21 protein-coding genes are annotated in these 20,453 nt (G+C 37.8%); 16 read left to right on the top strand and 5 right to left on the bottom strand.

Annotated features, from left to right (window positions below; all coding sequences use genetic code 11):
- Window position 1: 1 nt before the first annotated feature.
- From AC4BB7_RS07750 to purB, 5 genes are all read left to right on the top strand, one after another.
- Window positions 2-583 carry a xanthine phosphoribosyltransferase gene (locus AC4BB7_RS07750; RefSeq protein ID WP_086312847.1) on the top strand — a complete coding sequence of 194 codons (582 nt, stop codon included), beginning with the start codon at window positions 2-4 and terminating at the stop codon, window positions 581-583.
- A 32-nt stretch (window positions 584-615) separates the two neighbouring features.
- Window positions 616-1,905, top strand: a complete 1,290-nt coding sequence (locus tag AC4BB7_RS07755; RefSeq protein ID WP_086314286.1) for a nucleobase:cation symporter-2 family protein — start codon at window positions 616-618, stop codon at window positions 1,903-1,905.
- A 159-nt stretch (window positions 1,906-2,064) separates the two neighbouring features.
- Window positions 2,065-2,553 carry a 5-(carboxyamino)imidazole ribonucleotide mutase gene (purE, locus tag AC4BB7_RS07760; protein ID WP_490484974.1) on the top strand — a complete coding sequence of 163 codons (489 nt, stop codon included), beginning with the start codon at window positions 2,065-2,067 and terminating at the stop codon, window positions 2,551-2,553.
- The gene (gene purK / locus AC4BB7_RS07765; protein ID WP_170922935.1) at window positions 2,537-3,667 is read left to right on the top strand and encodes a 5-(carboxyamino)imidazole ribonucleotide synthase; all 1,131 of its coding nucleotides are present in this window, start codon (window positions 2,537-2,539) and stop codon (window positions 3,665-3,667) included. The genes purE and purK overlap by 17 nt, the downstream gene beginning before the upstream one ends.
- An 18-nt stretch (window positions 3,668-3,685) precedes the next feature.
- Window positions 3,686-4,981, top strand: a complete 1,296-nt coding sequence (gene purB / locus AC4BB7_RS07770; RefSeq protein ID WP_086312850.1) for an adenylosuccinate lyase — start codon at window positions 3,686-3,688, stop codon at window positions 4,979-4,981.
- Window positions 4,982-5,037: 56 nt separating this feature from the next.
- Here the strand turns inward: purB and AC4BB7_RS07775 are convergent, their stop codons facing one another.
- Window positions 5,038-5,355 carry an inorganic pyrophosphatase gene (locus AC4BB7_RS07775; protein WP_490484975.1) on the bottom strand — a complete coding sequence of 106 codons (318 nt, stop codon included), beginning with the start codon at window positions 5,353-5,355 and terminating at the stop codon, window positions 5,038-5,040.
- 84 nt (window positions 5,356-5,439) lie between these two features.
- The gene (locus AC4BB7_RS07780) at window positions 5,440-5,826 is read right to left on the bottom strand and encodes a hypothetical protein (RefSeq protein WP_490484976.1); all 387 of its coding nucleotides are present in this window, start codon (window positions 5,824-5,826) and stop codon (window positions 5,440-5,442) included.
- 281 nt (window positions 5,827-6,107) lie between these two features.
- Here AC4BB7_RS07780 and purC point away from each other — a divergent pair, with 281 nt between their 5' ends.
- The 10 genes from purC (at window position 6,108) to AC4BB7_RS07830 (ending at window position 16,541) form a co-directional block, all read left to right on the top strand.
- The gene (gene purC, locus AC4BB7_RS07785; protein WP_490485131.1) at window positions 6,108-6,824 is read left to right on the top strand and encodes a phosphoribosylaminoimidazolesuccinocarboxamide synthase; all 717 of its coding nucleotides are present in this window, start codon (window positions 6,108-6,110) and stop codon (window positions 6,822-6,824) included.
- A 23-nt stretch (window positions 6,825-6,847) separates the two neighbouring features.
- Window positions 6,848-7,096: a phosphoribosylformylglycinamidine synthase subunit PurS gene (gene purS, locus AC4BB7_RS07790; RefSeq protein ID WP_086312854.1), complete on the top strand. Its 249-nt coding sequence runs from the start codon at window positions 6,848-6,850 to the stop codon at window positions 7,094-7,096.
- Between the two features lie 2 nt (window positions 7,097-7,098).
- Window positions 7,099-7,782, top strand: a complete 684-nt coding sequence (purQ, locus tag AC4BB7_RS07795; protein ID WP_490484977.1) for a phosphoribosylformylglycinamidine synthase subunit PurQ — start codon at window positions 7,099-7,101, stop codon at window positions 7,780-7,782.
- Complete coding sequence (gene purL / locus AC4BB7_RS07800) at window positions 7,779-10,001, top strand: phosphoribosylformylglycinamidine synthase subunit PurL (RefSeq protein ID WP_490484978.1); 2,223 nt, start codon at window positions 7,779-7,781, stop codon at window positions 9,999-10,001. The genes purQ and purL overlap by 4 nt, the downstream gene beginning before the upstream one ends.
- The gene (purF, locus tag AC4BB7_RS07805; RefSeq protein WP_490484979.1) at window positions 9,986-11,425 is read left to right on the top strand and encodes an amidophosphoribosyltransferase; all 1,440 of its coding nucleotides are present in this window, start codon (window positions 9,986-9,988) and stop codon (window positions 11,423-11,425) included. Before purL ends, purF begins: the two co-directional genes overlap by 16 nt.
- 54 nt (window positions 11,426-11,479) lie before the next feature.
- Window positions 11,480-12,520, top strand: a complete 1,041-nt coding sequence (purM, locus tag AC4BB7_RS07810; RefSeq protein WP_490484980.1) for a phosphoribosylformylglycinamidine cyclo-ligase — start codon at window positions 11,480-11,482, stop codon at window positions 12,518-12,520.
- Window positions 12,521-12,522: 2 nt separating this feature from the next.
- On the top strand, window positions 12,523-13,107 hold the full coding sequence (gene purN, locus AC4BB7_RS07815) for a phosphoribosylglycinamide formyltransferase (protein ID WP_490484981.1): 585 nt from the start codon (window positions 12,523-12,525) through the stop codon (window positions 13,105-13,107).
- On the top strand, window positions 13,104-14,645 hold the full coding sequence (gene purH / locus AC4BB7_RS07820; RefSeq protein ID WP_490484982.1) for a bifunctional phosphoribosylaminoimidazolecarboxamide formyltransferase/IMP cyclohydrolase: 1,542 nt from the start codon (window positions 13,104-13,106) through the stop codon (window positions 14,643-14,645). The genes purN and purH overlap by 4 nt, the downstream gene beginning before the upstream one ends.
- 12 nt (window positions 14,646-14,657) lie before the next feature.
- A complete protein-coding gene (gene purD, locus AC4BB7_RS07825) occupies window positions 14,658-15,926 on the top strand; it encodes a phosphoribosylamine--glycine ligase (protein WP_490484983.1) in 1,269 nt (422 codons plus the stop codon).
- Window positions 15,927-16,046: 120 nt separating this feature from the next.
- Window positions 16,047-16,541 carry a prevent-host-death protein gene (locus AC4BB7_RS07830; protein WP_086312862.1) on the top strand — a complete coding sequence of 165 codons (495 nt, stop codon included), beginning with the start codon at window positions 16,047-16,049 and terminating at the stop codon, window positions 16,539-16,541.
- A 93-nt stretch (window positions 16,542-16,634) separates the two neighbouring features.
- Here AC4BB7_RS07830 and AC4BB7_RS07835 read toward each other — a convergent pair whose 3' ends face one another.
- From AC4BB7_RS07835 to AC4BB7_RS07845, 3 genes are all read right to left on the bottom strand, one after another.
- On the bottom strand, window positions 16,635-17,384 hold the full coding sequence (locus AC4BB7_RS07835; protein WP_490484984.1) for a TIGR03915 family putative DNA repair protein: 750 nt from the start codon (window positions 17,382-17,384) through the stop codon (window positions 16,635-16,637).
- Window positions 17,374-18,687: a putative DNA modification/repair radical SAM protein gene (locus AC4BB7_RS07840; RefSeq protein WP_490484985.1), complete on the bottom strand. Its 1,314-nt coding sequence runs from the start codon at window positions 18,685-18,687 to the stop codon at window positions 17,374-17,376. The genes AC4BB7_RS07835 and AC4BB7_RS07840 overlap by 11 nt, the downstream gene beginning before the upstream one ends.
- 148 nt (window positions 18,688-18,835) lie before the next feature.
- Window positions 18,836-19,648, bottom strand: coding sequence for a Cof-type HAD-IIB family hydrolase (locus AC4BB7_RS07845; RefSeq protein WP_490484986.1), 813 nt, complete (start codon window positions 19,646-19,648; stop codon window positions 18,836-18,838).
- A 185-nt stretch (window positions 19,649-19,833) separates the two neighbouring features.
- Here AC4BB7_RS07845 and AC4BB7_RS07850 point away from each other — a divergent pair, with 185 nt between their 5' ends.
- Window positions 19,834-20,439, top strand: coding sequence for a DUF1361 domain-containing protein (locus AC4BB7_RS07850; RefSeq protein WP_490485132.1), 606 nt, complete (start codon window positions 19,834-19,836; stop codon window positions 20,437-20,439).
- Window positions 20,440-20,453 lie beyond the last annotated feature (14 nt).

The following is a 20,453-nucleotide window of genomic DNA, read 5'->3' on the forward strand; positions in this document are numbered from 1 at the left end:
AATGGAAGAATTAGTACAACGAATCAAAGAGGATGGACGTGTTTTAGGGGAAGGTGTCTTAAAAGTAGATAGTTTCGTTACTCATCAAGTTGATCCTGATTTAATGGAGGCTATCGGCTATCGTTTTGCAGAAGTTTTTGCACAGGCTGGTATTACTAAAGTTGTGACAATTGAAGCGTCTGGAATCGCACCAGCTCTTTTTGCGGCGAAAAAATTGGAAGTACCTATGATTTTTGCTCGTAAAGCTAAGAGTTTGACGATGGATGAAGAGTTATTGACAGCGTCTGTTTATTCGTTTACTAAACAAGTAACAAGTCAAATATCTATTTCAAGAAAATTTTTATCAAGTGAAGATAAAGTGTTGATTATTGATGACTTTTTAGCGAATGGTCAAGCTGCAAAAGGATTAGTTGAGCTATGTCAGCAGGCTGGTGCACAAGTGGATGGGATTGGTATCGTCATTGAGAAGTCTTTCCAAGATGGTCGGGACTTATTAGAAGAAATGGGGATGCGTGTTGTTTCATTAGCGCGTATTGCTTCATTGAAAAATGGAGAAGTTGAATTTCTTGAGGGGGATGCATAAGCTTGGAGAGTAAAACAAAGCAAACAGAAGCGATTCATCAACCAGAAACTGAAAATGGTAAAGCGGCGGTTTTAGGTTTACAGCACTTATTAGCGATGTATGCTGGAGCTGTGGCGGTTCCTTTACTTATAGGAACTGGTTTAAATTTTAATTCAGAACAAATGACTTATTTGATTTCCATTGATATTTTTATGTGCGGGATTGCAACTTTATTACAGTTGACCGTCAATAAATTTTTTGGTATTGGGTTACCTGTGGTGCTTGGTTGTGCGATTCAAGCGGTCGCACCATTGATCATGATCGGTAGTGATAAGGGTGTTGGTGCAATTTATGGCTCAATCATTGCCTCAGGGATTTTTGTTGTGCTAGTGTCTGGTATATTTTCAAAAATCAAAAAACTGTTTCCTCCATTAGTGACAGGGACTGTAATCACTGTGATTGGTTTGACATTAATCCCGGTAGCGGTTGAAAAAATGGGTGGCGGACTAGCGACAGCACCTAATTTTGGTGACAGAACGAATTTACTGTTAGCGTTTATAACAATCGGATTAATTATTGTCATACAAGTTTGGGGAAGAGGATTTATAAAGTCAATTGCGGTTTTGGTCGGGTTAGTCGGCGGTACAATTCTCGCAGCTTTGTTAGGACAAGTGGATTTGACACCAGTTGGAGAAGCGACATGGTTCCATTTTCCTCAACCTTTTTATTTTGGTACGCCAACATTTGATCTATCTTCAATCGTATTGATGATCATCATTTCAATTGTCAGTATGGTAGAGTCAACAGGTGTGTATTTTGCCTTAGGAGACATCACGGGTAAACATATTGGTGAAGAAGAATTAAAAAAAGGTTATCGAGCAGAAGGATTAGCAGTTATTTTAGGTGGTATTTTTAATACATTCCCGTATACTGGTTTTTCTCAAAACGTTGGGTTGGTCCAACTTTCTGGCATCAAAACAAGAAGACCGATTTATTATTCAGCGTTTTTCTTGATCGCTTTAGGACTATTACCAAAGGTCGGGGCAATTGCTCAAATTATTCCTGAGCCTGTATTAGGTGGGGGAATGTTAGTGATGTTTGGAATGGTAGCTGTTCAAGGAATGCGCATGTTATCAAAAGTCGATTATCATAATGATAAAAACTTATTGATTATTGCGATTTCAATTGGTTTTGGATTAGGATTTAATATGCTTCCGACATTATTCCAGCAAATGCCGGAAACAGTTAGAATGTTCACTGGAAACGGAATTGTTATGAGTAGTTTAACAGCGATTATTTTAAATTTATTGTTTAATGGTTTAAAAAATGAAGAACAGGCTTAAACGTCATGATTAAGTAAAAACCGGACATTTTTCCGGTTTTTCTTTTTTTCTCTGTTTAATACGAACATTAAAATTAAAAAAATCTATAATATTCGATTTTACTTTGACACGTAAGATTTCCGTTGCTAAAATGTAAGGAGAATAAGAAAGGGGATTGTTATGTCTGTCGTAGTTTCAGTAGTTATGGGAAGTACATCTGATTGGGAAACGATGAAACATGCATGTGATTGTCTGGAAGAATTTGGGATTTCATATGAAAAAAAAGTAGTATCGGCACATCGCACTCCTGATTATATGTTTGAATTTGCAGAACAATCTCGTGATCGTGGGTTGAAAGTGATAATTGCAGGTGCTGGAGGTGCGGCGCATTTACCTGGAATGATCGCTGCCAAAACAACTTTACCAGTGATTGGTGTCCCAATCCAATCGAAAGCATTGAATGGGTTAGATTCGTTACTGTCTATCGTTCAAATGCCTAGTGGAGTTCCAGTTGCGACTACAGCAATTGGAAAAGCTGGTGCAGCGAACGCCGGACTACTTGCAGTTCGGATGCTTTCCATGTATGATGTAGAGTTAGCAGGGAAATTAGACGCACGGCGTAAATTTCTTGAAGAAACTGTGATGGAAAGTAGTGATGAACTTGAATAAACCTCTATTACCAGGACAAATGATCGGTATTATAGGTGGCGGACAATTAGGCAGGATGATGGCTCTTAGCGCACGTGAAATGGGTTTTCGTGTGGGGGTTTTAGATCCGACTGTTGACTGTCCTGCTGCTCAAGTCGCTGATTGGCATTTATTAGCTGATTATGATGACATAGAAGCTTTAGAAGAACTAGCAAAACGCTCGCAAGTTCTAACATACGAATTTGAGAATGTTGATGTTGGAGCATTGATACAAGTTCAAGATTTAGTAAGCATTCCTCAAGGAACAGATCTTTTAGCCATTACACAAGATCGCTTACTGGAAAAGTCTTTTTTAGAAGAAAATAATATTGTTATTGCTCCTTATGCTACGATTGTAAGCCCAACAGATATTCAAGATGCTATTGATGGTATCGGTTATCCATGTGTGCTGAAAACAACTCGTGGCGGCTATGATGGAAAAGGTCAGTTTGTATTATATAGCACTTCTGATTTGGCTCCTTCGATGAATATACTGAGAGAAGGAACGTGTGTTTTAGAAGCTTGGATTCCATACGAAAAGGAAATATCAGTATTGGTAAGCGGCAATGGGAAAGGCGAGATTACTGTTTTTCCAGTAGTTGAAAATATTCACCGAAATAACATCTTACATGAAACGATTGCTCCAGCAAGAGTAGATGAAGAAGTGGTCGTTGAAGCGCAACGAATTGCTCGTGTTATTGCAGAATCCGTTGATTTGGCTGGTACTTTGGCCGTGGAGATGTTTTTAACAAGTGACGGTGGTATTTATGTAAATGAGCTAGCGCCTAGACCCCATAATTCTGGTCATTATTCTATTGAAGCATGTTCGATGAGTCAATTTGATGCGCATATTCGCGGGATTTGCGGGTGGCCGCTTCCGGAAGTGGATCTTTTATCAGAGGCTGTAATGGTCAATATTTTGGGAAATGAAATCTATGAAACAATGGATGTTATTTCCGAAAAACCTGACTGGCATTTTCACTATTATGGTAAGGCAGAAGCCAAAAAAGACAGGAAAATGGGTCATATCACTGTTTTGACAGAGGATATTTTTGAGACCTTAGAAGATATATATCAAACCAATATTTGGGATTAAAAAGGAGTAAATACACGAATGATCGATCGTTATACACGACCTGAAATGGGTGCTATTTGGACAGATGAAAACCGCTACAACGCTTGGTTAGAAGTAGAAATTTTGGCTGATGAAGCTTGGGCAGAATTAGGGGATATCCCTAAAGAGGATGTACAAAAAATTCGGGACAATGCATCATTTGACGTAGCACGAATTTTAGAAATAGAAGCTGAAACTCGACACGACGTGGTTGCATTCACTCGTGCTGTATCAGAAAGCTTAGGCGAAGAACGTAAGTGGGTTCACTATGGCCTAACAAGTACAGATGTAGTTGATACGGCTTATGGCTATTTACTAAAACAAGCTAATGATATTTTGCGAGAAGATTTAAAGAAATTCACTGAAATTATTGGTGAAAAGGCAAAAGAACATAAGCATACAGTTATGATGGGGCGTACTCATGGTGTTCATGCTGAGCCTACTACATTTGGCTTGAAGTTGGCGCTATGGTATTCAGAAATGAAAAGAAATGTTGAACGTTTTGAACATGCAGCAAAAGGTGTGGAAGCTGGGAAGATCAGTGGAGCAGTGGGTACTTTTGCGAATATCTCTCCTTTCGTTGAAGAATACGTTTGTGAACATTTGGGAATTAGAGCACAAGAAATTTCTACACAAGTTTTACCTCGTGATTTGCATGCAGAATATTTGTCATCAATGGCATTAGTGGCAACAAGTATTGAAAAATTTGCTACAGAAATTCGTGGTTTGCAAAAATCAGAAACTAGAGAAGTAGAAGAGTTCTTTGCGAAAGGTCAAAAAGGTTCATCTGCAATGCCGCATAAACGTAATCCAATCGGTTCCGAAAATATGACAGGTCTTGCTCGTGTTATTCGTGGACATATGGTGACAGCTTATGAAAATGTAACATTGTGGCATGAACGTGATATTTCGCATTCTTCAGCTGAAAGGATCATTATTCCAGATACAACGATTTTACTTGATTATATGTTGAATCGATTCTCTACTATTGTAAAAAATCTAACTGTATTTCCTGAAAATATGAAACGAAATATGGATGCGACATATGGCTTGATTTATAGTCAACGAGTTTTATTGAAGTTGATTGATCATGGGATGGCAAGAGAAGCAGCGTACGATATAGTACAGCCGAAGACCGCCTATGCTTGGGATCATCAGACCGCCTTTAGGCCATTACTTGAAGCGGATGAAAAAATCACTTCGATTTTATCTAAAGAAGAATTAGATGATGCTTTTGATTATAATTACCATTTAAAGAATGTGGATATCATTTTTGAACGAGTAGGGTTAGCTTAGACTTGAAAAAATAGTAGCGGACTCCCGAGTGCGGGGAGTTCACTACTATTTTTTTATCACAGCATCACTACATAGCTATCGAAATGTTGTTCTATAAAATACGTTTGCTCGATAATTTGTTTTTTAGAAATTAGTGTATTATCAGGAATTACGATCCATTTTGTTTCGTTATCATCATGTCTATGGATAATGGCTGTCACAATACCAGTAAATGTGCTCATTTTTTCGGAAGGGACATTCAAAATATAAGCATCTTGTTCTTCCTCATCTCCTCCAATTACTCCTTCAATGTATCCATAGTTGATTGGATAGACATTTCCAAAAGAATCTTTATAGCCGACAGGTCGATCTACTGTCACTTTTACTTTTTTCATAGAATTTCTCCTTTCTTAATTAATCAAAAAAGACTAAAACGGTGTGCGTTTTAGCCAAATAATCCTTTAGTTGTATGAAACCCTTTAAACTGTAACCTCTTGAAAAGTACGTATCGTTGCAGATTTCGGGGTTTTCAATGCTGAAAGCAAGTGGTCAATAAGTAAATACGTATATTCATGTGCATTAAAATAGACATGTATGCAGTAGTTGTTTTTAAAAAAATGTTGTTCATGTATTTGATGTATGACTAATTCAGTATTAAAACTATTTTTATAACGAAATGTTCGTTTGCGTCTTTCTGAATGACGATGAACTGCTCGTTTCAAATTTTTAAAAGTATAGTAAGAACTATGTTGATTTAATTTGTGGACTTCTTCTAAAGCCAGCAAATCATTATACAATTTTGTTCTTTCTTCAGGTTTCAATCCTGCCAAAAAATCCTGCGCTAAACTATCGTAATCGCTAGTCATCCTTGTGTTCCCTCCCAAAAATCCTCACTAGTTAAAACAAAAAATATTTACTTTTGATTAGCATACCATTTTTCTTAATACTTGTAAATGCTTACAAGTTTATTCGTTGGAGAGAATATATTGAAATTGTTAAAACGCGAACGATTTTACATGTTTTTAGTATTATAATTAACAAATGGTTGACGTGTTGCCATAGTCTTGCTAGACTGTAAATGAATATAAAGACGAACTAAAAATGATTGTTTTTTTTAAAAGTACGGAAAAAGGATGTGTCGTGATTGATAAGAAATGACGTTCTATTGTACGAAGGAAAAGCCAAAAAGCTATTTAAAACGGATGATCCTAAGATGTTAAGAGTCGAGTATCTCGATCAAGCAACTGCATTGAATGGTGGTCGTAAAGATATTGTAGAAGGAAAAGCCAGTTTGAACAATCAGATAACATCACTTATTTTTAAACAAATTAAGCAAAACGGCATACAAAATCATTTTATTGAAAAAATATCTAAACACGAACAATTGGTGGAGATGCTTGAGATTATTCCATTGGAAGTGGTCATTAGAAATGTTTCTGCAGGTAGTTTTGCGAACCGGCTAGCTATTTTAGAAGGCCAAATACTTGATTATCCAGTCCTAGAGTTTTACTACAAAGATGATCATTTGGATGATCCGCTGATTAATGATGATCATGTTAAGATTATGAATATTGCGACAGAACAAGAGATTACATTTATAAAACACGAGGCGCAAAGGATAAATAAAGTATTGATTGAATTGTTTTCAGAGGTGGGAATTCGTTTGATCGATTTTAAGATAGAGTTTGGTCGAAGAGCAGATGGAACGATAATACTTGCAGATGAGATAACACCTGACACGTGCCGATTATGGGATGACAAAACAAAAGATCATTTAGATAAAGATGTATATCGAAGAAATTTAGGAGATATGATTCCAGTTTATCAAGAGGTTTTGATTCGATTAGAAAAAGTATTCAACTAAAAAAACGAAGGAGCTATTTTACTATGTTTGATGTAAAAGTGTATGTTACGTATAAAGATTCTGTTTTAGATCCACAAGGTGAAGCCGTTAAAGGAGCAGTACATCGTCTTGGCTTCAGTGAAATTGATGAAATCCGGATTGGCAAATACTTTGAAATCAAAGTCAGAAAATCAGCACGACCGGTTGAAACAGTAATTGAAGAGATCTGTGATAAATTACTAGCTAACGTTAATATGGAAACTTATCGATATGAAATCGGAGAGGAAGTCTAAAAATGAAGTTTGCAGTGGTTGTTTTTCCAGGATCAAACTGTGATATGGATCTTCTATGGGCGGTCAAAAATATTTTAGGTCAAGATGCTGAATATGTGCGACATGATGCAGACAGTTTAGCAGGATTTGATGGGGTTTTGATCCCTGGTGGTTTTTCATATGGGGATTATTTGAGGTGTGGTGCAATTGCCCGATTTTCAAAAATCATTAGTGAAGTGATTCGCTTCGCAGATGAAGGGAAACCTGTGTTTGGTACTTGCAATGGGTTTCAAATACTAGTTGAAGCAGGTCTTTTGCCAGGGGTATTGCTTAAAAATGAGTCGCTTCATTTTGTTTGTAAAACGGTTCGGTTAAACGTTGTTAATCATCAAACTAATTTTACTTCAGAATACCAACAAGACGAAGTAATCCAACTACCTATTGCACATGGAGAAGGGAATTACTATTGTGATGAGGAAATCCTTGAACAGTTAAAAGCCAACCAACAAATTGTTTTTACTTACGCTGATGAAAATCCCAATGGGAGTTTGGAAAAAATCGCAGGAATTATCAATGAAAAAGGCAATGTATTAGGAATGATGCCGCACCCAGAACGTGCAGTAGAAAGTTTATTAGGATCTGATGATGGATTGCGCTTTTTCAAATCGATTATAAAAAACTATGGAAAGGTTAGGGCAAACGCATGATGAAAGTGAAAGAGCCTACGCCGCAAGAAATTAAAAGTCAGCGTATTTATAGTGGATGGGGTCTGACAGATGAAGAATATCGTATGATCGAAGAGGATATTTTAGGGCGTATGCCAAACTATACAGAGACAGGGTTATTTTCTGTTATGTGGAGTGAACACTGCTCGTATAAAAACTCAAAGCTAGTCTTAAAAAAATTTCCAACTGAAGGTTCCCATGTTTTACAAGGTCCTGGTGAGGGAGCGGGAATCGTCGATATCGGTGATGGTCAAGCAGTTGTTTTTAAGGCAGAAAGTCATAATCATCCCTCTGCAGTTGAACCTTATGAAGGTGCGGCTACAGGTGTTGGCGGTATCATCAGAGATATCTTTAGTATGGGGGCCCGACCAATCGCGATTTTAGATTCACTGCGTTTTGGTGAGTTGACAAATGAACGAACAAAATATTTGTTAGAAGAAGTCGTAGCTGGAATCGGTGGCTATGGCAACTGTATTGGGATTCCAACGGTTGGTGGTGAAGTGGCATTTGATCCTTGCTATGAAGGAAATCCGCTAGTAAATGCGATGTGTGTTGGGATAATTGATCATAAAAATATTCAAAAAGGGCAAGCGAAAGGTGTAGGAAATAGCATTATGTATGTCGGTGCGAAAACAGGACGCGACGGTATTCATGGTGCAACTTTTGCTTCTGAAGAGTTTGTCGAAGGGGAAGAGCAACAGCGTTCTGCAATTCAAGTAGGAGACCCTTTTATGGAAAAATTATTACTTGAAGCGTGTCTGGAATTGATTTTAGAGCATGCGGATATTTTGGTTGGAATTCAAGATATGGGTGCTGCAGGATTAGTCTCATCAAGTGCCGAAATGGCTTCTAAAGCAGGATCAGGTTTGATTTTAGATTTGGACCATGTCCCTCAACGTGAATCGGAAATGACACCTTATGAAATGATGCTTTCAGAGTCTCAAGAACGGATGCTGATCTGTGTTAAAAAAGGGCATGAAGCGGAAGTGATAGAACTATTTCAAAAGTACGAATTAGATGCTGTGACGATTGGTAAAGTAACCGATGATGGGCTATATCGGCTGAATCATCATGGTATAGAAGTAGCGAACTTACCAGTCGATGCGTTGGCGGAAGATGCACCAGTTTATAATAAAGAACGCTGTGAACCAGCAAGAATCAAAAAGTTTGAAAGAGTAGCAGATTTTTATCCCGATGTAACTGACGGAACTGAGACATTGCTAAATTTATTACAGCAACCTACAATAGCCTCTAAAAAAATGATTTATGAAACATATGATTCTCAAGTTCGAACGAATACAGTGGTTTTACCAGGAAGTGATGCTGCGGTTTTACGTGTTAGAGGAACGACAAAAGCTTTGGCTATGACGACGGATTGTAATGCTCGTTATCTTTATCTAAATCCAGAAATCGGAGGACAAATAGCAGTGGCAGAAGCTGCAAGAAATATTGTGGCAAGCGGCGGCAAGCCATTGGCAATTACAGACTGCTTAAATTATGGCTCGCCTGATAAACCAGAGGGATTTTGGGAGCTTTGGACATCGGCGGACGGAATTGCTAAAGCCTGTGAAGTCTTAGAAACCCCAGTAATTTCTGGAAACGTTTCTTTATATAATGAAACGAACGGTCAGGCGGTTTATCCTACTCCAGTGATTGGAATGGTCGGCTTGATAGAGAATTTGTCAGATGTTACCACTCAAGGCTTTAAATCTACTGGAGATTTGATTTATGTATTAGGTGAAACAAAAGCTGATTTTAACGGTAGTGAATTACAAAAAATGACTCTTGGTTATATTGAAGGAAAACTAATGACATTTGACTTAGCCTATGAAAAGGAAATCCAACAAATAGTGTTGACAGCAATCAAGTTAGGGTTGATTCAAAGTGCTCATGATTGTTCTGAAGGCGGCTTAGGTGTGGCATTAGCTGAATCTGCATTTGAAAAAGGGGTAGGCTTCAAGGTTAAGCTTGAGATGCCAGTTTCACTTGTTTTTTCTGAAACACAGTCGAGGTTTGTGCTATCGATTAAGTCAGAAAATCAAACAGCATTTGAAAAAATAATGAACGGTCATGCACAATTGATTGGCAAAGTAACAGACGATGAGATGATCAGCATAGAAACAGAAAATCAAACGATTGAAGTGTTGACACAAACAGCCAAAGTATTGTGGGAGGAAGCCATTCCATGTCTTATGAAGTGAAGAGTTTAAATGAAGAATGTGGCATTTTTGGCATCTGGGGTCATCCTGATGCCGCTCGAGTAGTATATTTTGGATTGCACAGTCTACAACACCGAGGGCAAGAAGGTGCAGGGATCGTGTCGAATAATGAAGGCGAGTTGAATGGTCATCGGGGATTGGGCTTACTTTCTGAAGTCTTTAAAGATGATCGTTCTCTAACTTCTCTGGGAGGAAATTCTGCCATTGGTCATGTGCGCTATGCTACTGCAGGAAATGGAAGTGTGGATAATATCCAGCCATTTTTATTCAAGTTTTATGACGGTGCCTGTGGCTTGGCGCACAACGGTAATTTAACCAATGCAAAAAGTTTACGAAAAGAGTTAGAGCAAACTGGCGCAATTTTTCACTCTAATTCGGATACTGAGATTTTAATGCACCTAATTCGACGAAGTAAAAAGACAACATTCAATGAACGTTTAAAAGAGAGTTTGCAGACTGTCAAAGGTGGTTTTGCTTATCTGTTAATGACAGAAACAGCAATGATTGCAGCTCTTGATCCAAATGCTTTTCGCCCTTTATCTATCGGGCAAATGAAAAATGGTGCTTATGTAATTGCGAGCGAAACATGTGCATTAGAAGTGATCGGTGCCGTTTTTGTCCGCGATGTAGGTCCTGGTGAAATGATTATCATTGATGATACTGGCTATAAAATAGAAAAATACACCAAAGATACGCAATATGCCATTTGCTCAATGGAATACATTTATTTTGCCAGACCAGATTCAAATATAGCGGGTATAAATGTACATACAGCTCGAAAAAATATGGGAAAGCGTTTGGCAGAAGAAGCACCCATCGAAGCTGATATGGTAGTAGGTGTACCTAACTCTTCTCTTTCCGCAGCAAGTGGATATGCTGAAGCGAGTGGTATCCCTTATGAGATGGGGTTAGTGAAAAATCAATATATTGCTCGGACATTTATTCAACCTACGCAAGAATTGAGAGAACAAGGCGTTAGAATGAAACTATCTGCCGTTCGTGGTGTTGTGGAAGGAAAACGAGTGATAATGGTAGATGATTCAATTGTTCGAGGAACGACAAGTCGGCGCATCGTTCAATTACTCAAGGATGCCGGTGCTAAGGAAGTACATGTGCGAATTGCTTCACCTCCGTTAAGATTCCCTTGTTTTTATGGGATTGATATCCAGACTAGAAAAGAATTGATCGCAGCTAATCATTCTGTTGCTGAAATCGAACAGTTGATCAAAGCGGATTCATTAAATTTTTTAAGTGAGCAAGGTTTGATTGAGGCAATTGGACTAAAATACGACGCACCATATTCGGGACTATGTATGGCCTATTTTAATGGAGATTACCCAACACCGTTATATGATTATGCAGAGAGATATCAAGCGTCTTTGAAAGAAAAAATCAACTTTGCTTGAGCGATTAAGAGTGCGCTAAACGATTTAATCGTACTAATTAGGAGGAACGCCATAATGGGAAATGCTTATACAAAAGCAGGTGTTGATGTCGAGGCAGGCTATGAAGTAGTGGAAAGAATCAAAAAACATGTTAAACGAACAGAACGCATGGGTGTGATGGGGACTTTGGGCGGTTTTGGGGGATGCTTTGATTTAAGTACGGTGGAAGTGAAGGAACCTGTCTTGATTTCGGGAACAGACGGGGTAGGAACAAAATTGATGTTGGCGATTCAAGAGAATAAGCATGATACGATTGGCATTGATTGTGTTGCTATGTGCGTGAATGATATTGTCGCTCAAGGAGCAGAACCACTATATTTTTTAGACTATATTGCCACAGGGAAAAATAGACCAGAACGTTTAGAACAAGTAGTTGCAGGAGTTGCTGAAGGATGTCTCCAAGCAGGTGCTGCATTGATTGGTGGCGAGACCGCTGAAATGCCAGGTATGTATGGCGAAAATGATTATGATCTAGCCGGATTTGCCGTGGGGATAGCAGAAAAAAGTCAAATAATCACGGGGGATCGCATCAAAGAAGGGGATATTCTTTTGGGTTTACCCTCTAGTGGGGTTCATTCAAATGGTTATTCTCTCGTACGTAAAATATTTTTTGAAACACACCAATTTACTGGAGAAAGTTTATTTTCTGATTTAAACGAAAAGCCATTAGGTGAGGAACTATTAAAACCTACCAAAATATATGTAAAAGCTCTACTGCCATTAATAAAACAGGAATTGGTGAATGGTATTGCTCATATTACGGGTGGTGGTTTTGTGGAAAATATACCGAGAATGTTGCCAAATGGCTTATTTGCAGAAATACAGATTGGCAGCTGGCCATCATTGCCTATTTTTAAAAGTATAGAAAAATATGGTCAAATCCCATCATTGGAAATGTATGAAATTTTCAATATGGGAATCGGAATGATTCTAGCGGTGTCTCCTGAAAAAATCGACGATGTGCGAACGATTTTAAAACAGCAGAATGAACCTAGCTATATTATTGGTAAGATCATTACAGAAGCTGAGCAAGCAGTTGTCTTTAAAGAGGTGTAAGCATGAAGTTAGCGATATTTGCCTCAGGTAATGGCAGTAATTTTCAAGCAATTGCTGAAGCAGTAAAATCGGGAGAAATAGATGCCGAAATCACTTTACTATTTAGTGATAAAAAAGATGCTTACGTAGTTCAAAGAGCAAAAGCACTGCAAATTCCTGTTATTGCATTTTCGCCAAAAGATTTTGACTCAAAAGCGATGTATGAAGCGGAGATTCTCCATTTACTTGAAGAAGAGCAAATCGATCTTGTTGTTTTAGCAGGATATATGAGGATCATTGGGCCGACTTTATTAGAAGTATTTTCAAATCGTATGGTCAATATCCATCCATCCTTATTACCGAATTTTCCTGGTTTGAATGGAATCAAGGATGCATTTTGTGCAAAGGTAGCGGAAACAGGTGTTACGATTCATTATGTGGATGATGGTGTCGATACAGGACCAATCATTGCCCAAGAAAAAGTCATGATCGAAGGCAATGACACGCTTGCTTCTTTGGAAGAAAAAATTCATAATGTAGAGCATAAACTATTTCCAAGTATTTTAGCGAAACTTATTAAAACGTGGCAAGGAGAGAATCATTCATGATAAAAAAAAGAGCGCTGATCAGTGTTTCAGACAAAACAGGGATAATCGCTTTTGCTAAAGGGTTGGCAGAACAAGGGATAGAAGTTATTTCTACAGGTGGTACAAAAGCTGTGCTTGATCAAGAAGGAATCGCGACGATCTCAATTGAAGAAGTCACCGATTTTCCAGAAATGATGGACGGACGAGTGAAAACATTACATCCGAAAATCCACGGAGGCTTGTTGGGGCGTCGTGATTTAAGTTCACATCTAGAAGCGATGGAACAGTACGGAATACAGCCAATCGATTTTGTCTGTGTAAATCTTTATCCATTTAAGGAAACGATTTTGAAAAAGGGTGTAACCCGAGAAGAAGCGATTGAAAATATTGATATTGGTGGACCGAGTATGCTAAGAAGCGCTGCGAAAAATCATCCATTTGTGACTGTTGTTGTAGATCCTAAAGATTACGATCAAATATTGACGGAGCTTTCTGAATCAGGAGAAACAATGCTTTCAACGAGACAAAAATTGGCAGCCAAAGTTTTTCGTCATACCGCAGCCTATGATGCTTTGATTGCAGAATATCTGACTGATGCTGTAGGGGAGCATGAACCAGAAACGTTAACACTCACATATGATTTAAAACAAGTATTGCGCTATGGAGAGAATAGTCATCAGCATGCTTCTTTTTACCAAAATACATTGCCAACTTCTTTTTCAATAGCGAGTGCAACACAGCTTCATGGAAAAGAATTATCTTATAACAATATCAAAGACGCAGATGCTGCGATTCGAATTTCTAGAGAATTTGATCAGCCGACAGTCGTTGCAGTCAAACATATGAATCCGTGTGGAATCGGCATTGGTGAAACAATTAATGAAGCTTATCAATCTGCCTATGCTGCTGATCCTGTCTCGATTTTTGGGGGAATCATTGTCTTGAACCGTGAAGTTGACGGAGAAACTGCTGAAAAAATGCATAAGCTATTTCTGGAAATCATTATTGCTCCAAGTTTTTCACAAGAAGCATTTAATATTTTAAGTAGTAAGAAAAATCTGCGGTTGATGACACTGGATTTTTCTAAGAAGGATGAGTCAAAAGAAGATGAGAAAGTTTCTGTTTTAGGTGGATTATTAGTTCAAAATCAAGATCTGATTGAAGAAAAAACAGAAAACTGGCAAGTGGTGACAAAAAGAACGCCCACGGATGACCAATTAAAAGCGTTAGAATTTGCTTGGAAAACAGTCAAACATGTAAAAAGTAACGCAATCGTTGTTGCGAATAGTCATCAAACTTTAGGAATTGGTGCAGGGCAAATGAATCGTGTTGGATCTGTTCAAATCGCAATCAGTCAAGCTGGAAAAAAAGCCAACGAAGCAGTTTTAGCGAGTGATGCCTTTTTTCCAATGGGAGATAGTGTCGAATACGCCGGGAAACATGGGATTAAAGCGATTGTTCAACCAGGTGGCAGTATCAAAGACCAAGAGTCTATCGATATGGCTGACAAGTATGGGATTGCTATGGTCTTTACTGATGTTAGACACTTTAGACATTAAAAGGAGAATTTGATGGGATTAACAATTTTAGTCATTGGGAGCGGCGGAAGAGAACATGCTATTGCTCAAAAGTTGATTCAAAGTCCTAAAGTAGCAACTGTTTTTTGTGCGAAAGGCAATGCTGGAATGAAAAAAGATGGCATTCAATTGGTAGATATTGCAGAAGATGACCATTCTGGATTAATCAAATTTGCTAAAGAACATAGTGTCGATTGGACATTTGTTGGACCGGAAATTCCATTGTTAAACGGGATCATTGACGACTTTAAGGCTGCTGGATTACTGGCTTTTGGTCCAGTCAAAGCGGCGGCGTTCATTGAAGGATCTAAAGACTTTGCGAAAACAATTATGAATAAATACAAAGTACCGACAGCCGATCACCAAACATTCTTTGATTTTGAAGAAGCTCAGGCTTATGTTATGAAAAAAGGTGCTCCAATCGTCATTAAAGCTGATGGTTTAGCTGCTGGAAAAGGTGTTGTAGTCGCAATGACGGTTGAAGAGGCTGTTGAAGCGCTGAATGATATGCTTGAACAGAACAAATTTGGTTCAAGCGGTGCCAAAGTTGTTGTTGAAGAGTTTCTTAGCGGGGAAGAATTTTCCTTATTAGCTTTTGTTCGTGAACAGGAAGTTTATCCGATGGTAATCGCCCAAGATCATAAACGCGCCTATGAAAATGATCTTGGCCCTAACACTGGAGGAATGGGTGCATACAGCCCATGCCCGCAGATTTCTGAAGGGGTTGTAAAAAAAGCGGTTGAGACAATTCTAAAACCAACAGTACAAGGTATGATCGCAGAAGGAAGAGCTTTTACAGGTATTTTATATGCCGGGTTGATTGCTACTGAAACGGGTCCTAAAGTAATCGAATTTAATGCTCGCTTTGGAGATCCCGAAACGCAAGTTGTGCTTCAGCGTTTAGAAAGTGACTTTGCTCAGATCATTGATGATTTACTGAGAGGAAATAAACCAGAGATAAAGTGGAAAAAAGCAGGATATAATATAGGCGTTGTTGTCGCTGCTGAAGGTTATCCTGGTGAGTATCAAAAAGGACATCACATCCCAAGTTTTTCAGATCTGGATTCAAAACATGTTTATTACGCCGGAGTAAAAGAGCAGGGCAATCAATTCATTTCTGATGGTGGACGTATTTATCTAGTCGAAGCTAGTGGAGCTACGTTGGAAAAAGCGCGCCAAGCAGTTTATAGTATGCTGGATAATGTCGAGACACAAGGAACTTTTTATCGAAAAGACATTGGTTTTAAAGGAATCGACAAGTAAGAAATACTACCAATTGAAAAGATAATGTCTTGAATCATATTGATAAAATACGGATAACTTCTAAAATTCCTTCACACTAAAATTCTGTGTGATATAATCATTTGGAAGGGAAGTTGACGAATGGAAAATAAGATGAATAAAGACGTGTCATTTTCAATTACAGATGTGAAACAGTCGCCTATGACGATTTTTGAAACAGCTAAAGAAATAAAAGCTGGTGTCTATATCTACAATAGAAATAAAGTTGCAGGTGTGATGTTGACTGTAGATCAATATGAAGCTCTGATCAAGAAAAAAGCGACGGAGCAAAGCCAAGACATAAAAATAGGGCAATTAAATCAAGCGATACGTCAAAAAATTGCATTTGGCTCATTAATGTCTACTAAAAACTTAGACGATCAATTGGTTTCATTGGAGTTCATTACTAAAAAAAATGATCTTGATGACTACAATGAGATGATGAATGAACTGAATGAGACTGGAAAAATTGAATACCAACTTCAGAAAAAAGAAGATCGAACTAATATTTTTGCTGAGGTTATCGGGGAACAAAGCAACCAATCTCATTTGTCTGATAAGTTGATTGTAAAAAAGATCCACCTTAGAATAGACTAGCTGATAATAGGAATTGCTTATGATTCTATCGTTTTTTATGTATTTCAAGTGAGTAGGCATAGCCTACTCACTTTTTTAGATAGAAAGATGTGGTCATTGAAAATCAAACATATGAGGGCGATAGCGCTTAGGCAAGTGGGAAAGTTGGGTTCGCTCATTTTTTCGCTCTTGGATAGTAACGGCTTGAAGAAAGGTACGCCAATTTGTTTGAATTTCTTGTTCAGAATCAGTTTTATTGAAGAGTGGCGGGTCGCTATTTTCAATAAAACTTATTTGTCCCTCCTTTATAATACCTAATAAGCGATGGGTATCATCATAAATCATGAGCATTTCCTGAGGATACCTTCTGGCAAAATGAGGGCAGAGGTATGGGAGGGAAAAATGTTTTGGAGAAATGGTACTATAAAGCAGTTTTCCTGCAAACTCAAATCGAATAAAGCCTGTAAAAAGATGAACTTCACCGAATAAAGCTTTTAAAGATTTTTGCAATGCTAAAATAGAAGGATGCCCTAGGTGATTGCTCAACAAGTCTTTTGATTCTAAGGCGATTTGAATAGCATCTAGTAAACAGCGTTCCTTTTCTCTTAAGGAACAATAAAATCCATCAATAATAAACTGAGTATTTTCTTTTCTTAATCGTTTCGTCAGTCGTTCATATATTTTTTGAGCTAAAGGTTCATCAGTTTCAATCCAACGGCTTAGAAACAAAGTTTCTACAGCAATATCAGGTGTTAATATGATTTCGGGAAACTGTTTTTTTGTAAATGCGTGATAAACAATTGTCAAAAAACCATAAAAACTGCCGTCATATTCCCATATTTCGGTCGTTTTTTCAATATGCATACTTAGACTCCTTATTTTTAATCGTTTCAAAACGTTCGACGTCAAACAAAGCTAGCTGTTCGTGATGTGATTGACTGTTTGCTTTTTTTAAAGTCTCATATTGTCGTGATGAAATCAAGGAAGAGATGACCCATTCGGGATCGTTGATCAATCCTGATTGGCAAACACCGTTACAGCTGACAAAATATTGAGCCCGCTTGACTACTACGCCTAATTTTTTTAAGTCAGTAAGGTGCAATTGATAGTACTTTCGGGCTTTTATAATGTTAAGGGCGCTTTTTGGACCGAGTCCAGGAATCCGTAACAGCTGATCATAAGAAGCCGATTGAATGTCAACTGGAAATTGGTCATAATTTTGGACAGCCCAGTTGGCTTTAGGATCTAGATATAAATTGAAATTAGGCTTATCTTCAGACAAAATCTCAGCTGCAGAAAATCGATAAAATCGCATCAACCAGTCTGCTTGATACAGTCGGTGTTCTCTTAGTAGTGGTGGATCAGTTGTGATCGCTGGCAATAAAGAATCTTGATTTACGGGAATGTAAGCAGAGTAATAGACTCTTTTTAAATCATATTTTTGATAAAGATTTTCAGTGATTGTCACAATAGAGCGATCATTTTCTGGTGAAGCGCCGATGATCATTTGTGTAGATTGGCCTGCGGGAACAAAAGAATTGTTTTGCTGTGTCGCAGGAAATTGAGATAATTCTTTTTTCTTATGCGTGATTTGCTTCATAGGTTTGTATAATGCGAAGGGATCTTTGTCAGGTGCTAGAAGTTTAAGGCTTTCTCGTGAAGGAAGCTCAACGTTGACACTCATTCGATCAGCCAAATATCCTAACTCCTCAATTAACTTTTCGTCTGCTCCTGGAATGGCTTTGACATGAATGTAGCCTTTGAAGCCTTTTTCATAGCGCAAAATTCTCAATGTTTTGATCAGTAATTCACTGGTATAATCGACATTTTTTATAATTGCGGAACTTAGAAAAAGTCCTTCGATATAATTCCTCATGTAGAAGTCCATTGTTAAATCAGCAATTTCCCGTGGTGTAAAGGTAGCTCGTGGAATTGCATTAGACTTTCTGTTGATGCAATAATGACAATCGAAAATACAAGCATTCGTGAATAATAATTTTAAAAGAGATACGCAACGTCCGTCACTTGTAAAGGTATGGCAAATACCGGCTGCTGCGGTGCTACCTACCGTTCCGTTTCGTGTGTTGTTCGTGACCCCGCTGCTGGAACATGAAACATCATATTTTGCTGATTCAGCAAGAATTTCAATCTTTCTAGACAAATCCATAATAGCTCCTCATTTCTGAATGGATAAGAACGTACGTTCTTATTTTAACAAGTGCTTTGTGTTTTGTCAAAATGGGAAAAAGAAAAAAGACCAGAACAAAAAGCAATATGCTTTGTTCCAGTCATTAAAAAGTACTTGTAAAGAATGGTTACTGATTATTTAAATCTAAATAACGTTCTAGGTAATCAGCTAGTCCATCTTCGTCATTGGTTTTTTCAGTGATGTCGTTGGCAACAGATTTTATTTGGTCAGTAGCGTTCTTCATTGCAACGCCCCAGCCTACATAGTCCAACATTTCTTCATCATTATGTTCGTCACCGAATGCAATAATATCTGAACGTTTCACATTTAAGTATTTAGCAACTTGCTCGACGCCCTTCGCTTTTTGAATACCTTTAGAAACGATTTCTAAAATAGGCGTAGGACCGCCCCAAGTTCTAACATCAACATAGTCACCGTACTGCTTCATTAGAGAGTCAGAAACAAGTGCTGCTTGGTCTTTAGAAGTCCGAACCATCATCGAGGTAGGATCTGTAAGTAAATTTTTAGCAGTCAGAAGATTGCTAGACGTAGCTTCTGAGGCAAAAAAAGTAGAGTCAAAGTAATCGAGACTATCAATGAAAAAAGTTTCTTTATTTTCTGCGGCTACAAAATCAAGATTTAAAGCTTTTTTTTGAGCTAAAATATCGAAAACTAAGTCTCTTTGAATACCTGTTTCTTTTTCATCAGCCCATTGTTTTTCAGGCATATGAACAAGAGCACCATTAAAATTGACCATTGGCGTAGCTAATCCTAACTGTCGATAAAACTGACCGCTCATTCGATAGGGACGACCAGTAACAATACTGACGTAATGTCCATGGGCCATAGCTTTTTTTAAGGCTTTCTCAGTTGTTGAACTGATCAGTGATTGTGCATTTAAAGTTGTACCATCTAAATCGATTGCAATTAATTTTTTCAAAATCATTCCTCCCGGAAATCGTTCTTTAACTAAGTCTAGCATAAAATGTCAGAATGACAAGTTTTCAAGAAAATTTTAGAAAAAAATTTCTTTATGATACACTAAGTAAAGAAAGGACGGTGGAAAATTTGATTCAACTCTATCGTTGGTCAATACGGATAGCGACGTTGGTTTATTGTGTTTATATGTTGCTTTTTGCTGAGGTCTACCAATTCATGGCTTTAAATGTATTATTAGCTTACATACCACTTGAAATTAGTTTTCATGTTAAGAAAGTGAATAAGCAAGGTTTTTTTTTATTAGGAATGCTTTGGCTATTATTTTATCCAAATGCCCCATATCTTTTCACCGATTTTTTTCATTTAGAGCGTTTACCCATTTATCAAGGGATGAATCAACTGTTTGGTCAGTCCTTAGCTGCGTGGTTGTCTTTTGGACTGCTAACGGTTGGAATATGTGTATATGGTTTTTTAGGGATGGCGACTTTATTTACGATACTGAATGAATGTTACAAAAGAAAGAAATTGAACCATAAATGGCAAGGGATGTTGTTTATTGTGATCGTGAACTTTTTATCTAGCTTAGCTATTTTTGTGGGACGATTCGATCGTCTCCATAGTGTTCATATTTTTACTAAGCCGCTGCAAACATTGAGCACTATTTTTTTTACTTGGTCTTCGAGTAAATGGTTGTTTATTCTTTTGATTACGGGATTACAGCTGCTACTGGTGAGTACAATTTTTTTGCTAAGGGGGTTGGAATTGACAAATCAAGAAGAGATGCGATATTGACAGGGTGTGAGGAA

The sequence above is a fragment of the Enterococcus sp. AAFC-DPL-5182 genome (assembly GCF_058216605.1).

What these genes read in the sequence shown, in the direction of transcription:
- AC4BB7_RS07780 (WP_490484976.1), bottom strand. Translation starts at nt 5,826, where the DNA reads ATGACTAGCGATTACGATAGTTTAGCGCAGGATTTTTTGGCAGGATTG.
- AC4BB7_RS07840 (WP_490484985.1), bottom strand. Translation starts at nt 18,687, where the DNA reads ATGGATTTGTCTAGAAAGATTGAAATTCTTGCTGAATCAGCAAAATAT.
- AC4BB7_RS07850 (WP_490485132.1), top strand. Translation starts at nt 19,834, where the DNA reads ATGTTGCTTTTTGCTGAGGTCTACCAATTCATGGCTTTAAATGTATTA.
- AC4BB7_RS07750 (WP_086312847.1), top strand. Translation starts at nt 2, where the DNA reads ATGGAAGAATTAGTACAACGAATCAAAGAGGATGGACGTGTTTTAGGG.
- purN (WP_490484981.1), top strand. Translation starts at nt 12,523, where the DNA reads ATGAAGTTAGCGATATTTGCCTCAGGTAATGGCAGTAATTTTCAAGCA.
- purQ (WP_490484977.1), top strand. Translation starts at nt 7,099, where the DNA reads ATGAAGTTTGCAGTGGTTGTTTTTCCAGGATCAAACTGTGATATGGAT.
- purL (WP_490484978.1), top strand. Translation starts at nt 7,779, where the DNA reads ATGATGAAAGTGAAAGAGCCTACGCCGCAAGAAATTAAAAGTCAGCGT.
- purE (WP_490484974.1), top strand. Translation starts at nt 2,065, where the DNA reads ATGTCTGTCGTAGTTTCAGTAGTTATGGGAAGTACATCTGATTGGGAA.
- AC4BB7_RS07775 (WP_490484975.1), bottom strand. Translation starts at nt 5,355, where the DNA reads ATGAAAAAAGTAAAAGTGACAGTAGATCGACCTGTCGGCTATAAAGAT.
- AC4BB7_RS07830 (WP_086312862.1), top strand. Translation starts at nt 16,047, where the DNA reads ATGGAAAATAAGATGAATAAAGACGTGTCATTTTCAATTACAGATGTG.
- purM (WP_490484980.1), top strand. Translation starts at nt 11,480, where the DNA reads ATGGGAAATGCTTATACAAAAGCAGGTGTTGATGTCGAGGCAGGCTAT.
- AC4BB7_RS07835 (WP_490484984.1), bottom strand. Translation starts at nt 17,384, where the DNA reads ATGCATATTGAAAAAACGACCGAAATATGGGAATATGACGGCAGTTTT.
- purD (WP_490484983.1), top strand. Translation starts at nt 14,658, where the DNA reads ATGGGATTAACAATTTTAGTCATTGGGAGCGGCGGAAGAGAACATGCT.
- purF (WP_490484979.1), top strand. Translation starts at nt 9,986, where the DNA reads ATGTCTTATGAAGTGAAGAGTTTAAATGAAGAATGTGGCATTTTTGGC.
- purS (WP_086312854.1), top strand. Translation starts at nt 6,848, where the DNA reads ATGTTTGATGTAAAAGTGTATGTTACGTATAAAGATTCTGTTTTAGAT.
- purH (WP_490484982.1), top strand. Translation starts at nt 13,104, where the DNA reads ATGATAAAAAAAAGAGCGCTGATCAGTGTTTCAGACAAAACAGGGATA.
- purB (WP_086312850.1), top strand. Translation starts at nt 3,686, where the DNA reads ATGATCGATCGTTATACACGACCTGAAATGGGTGCTATTTGGACAGAT.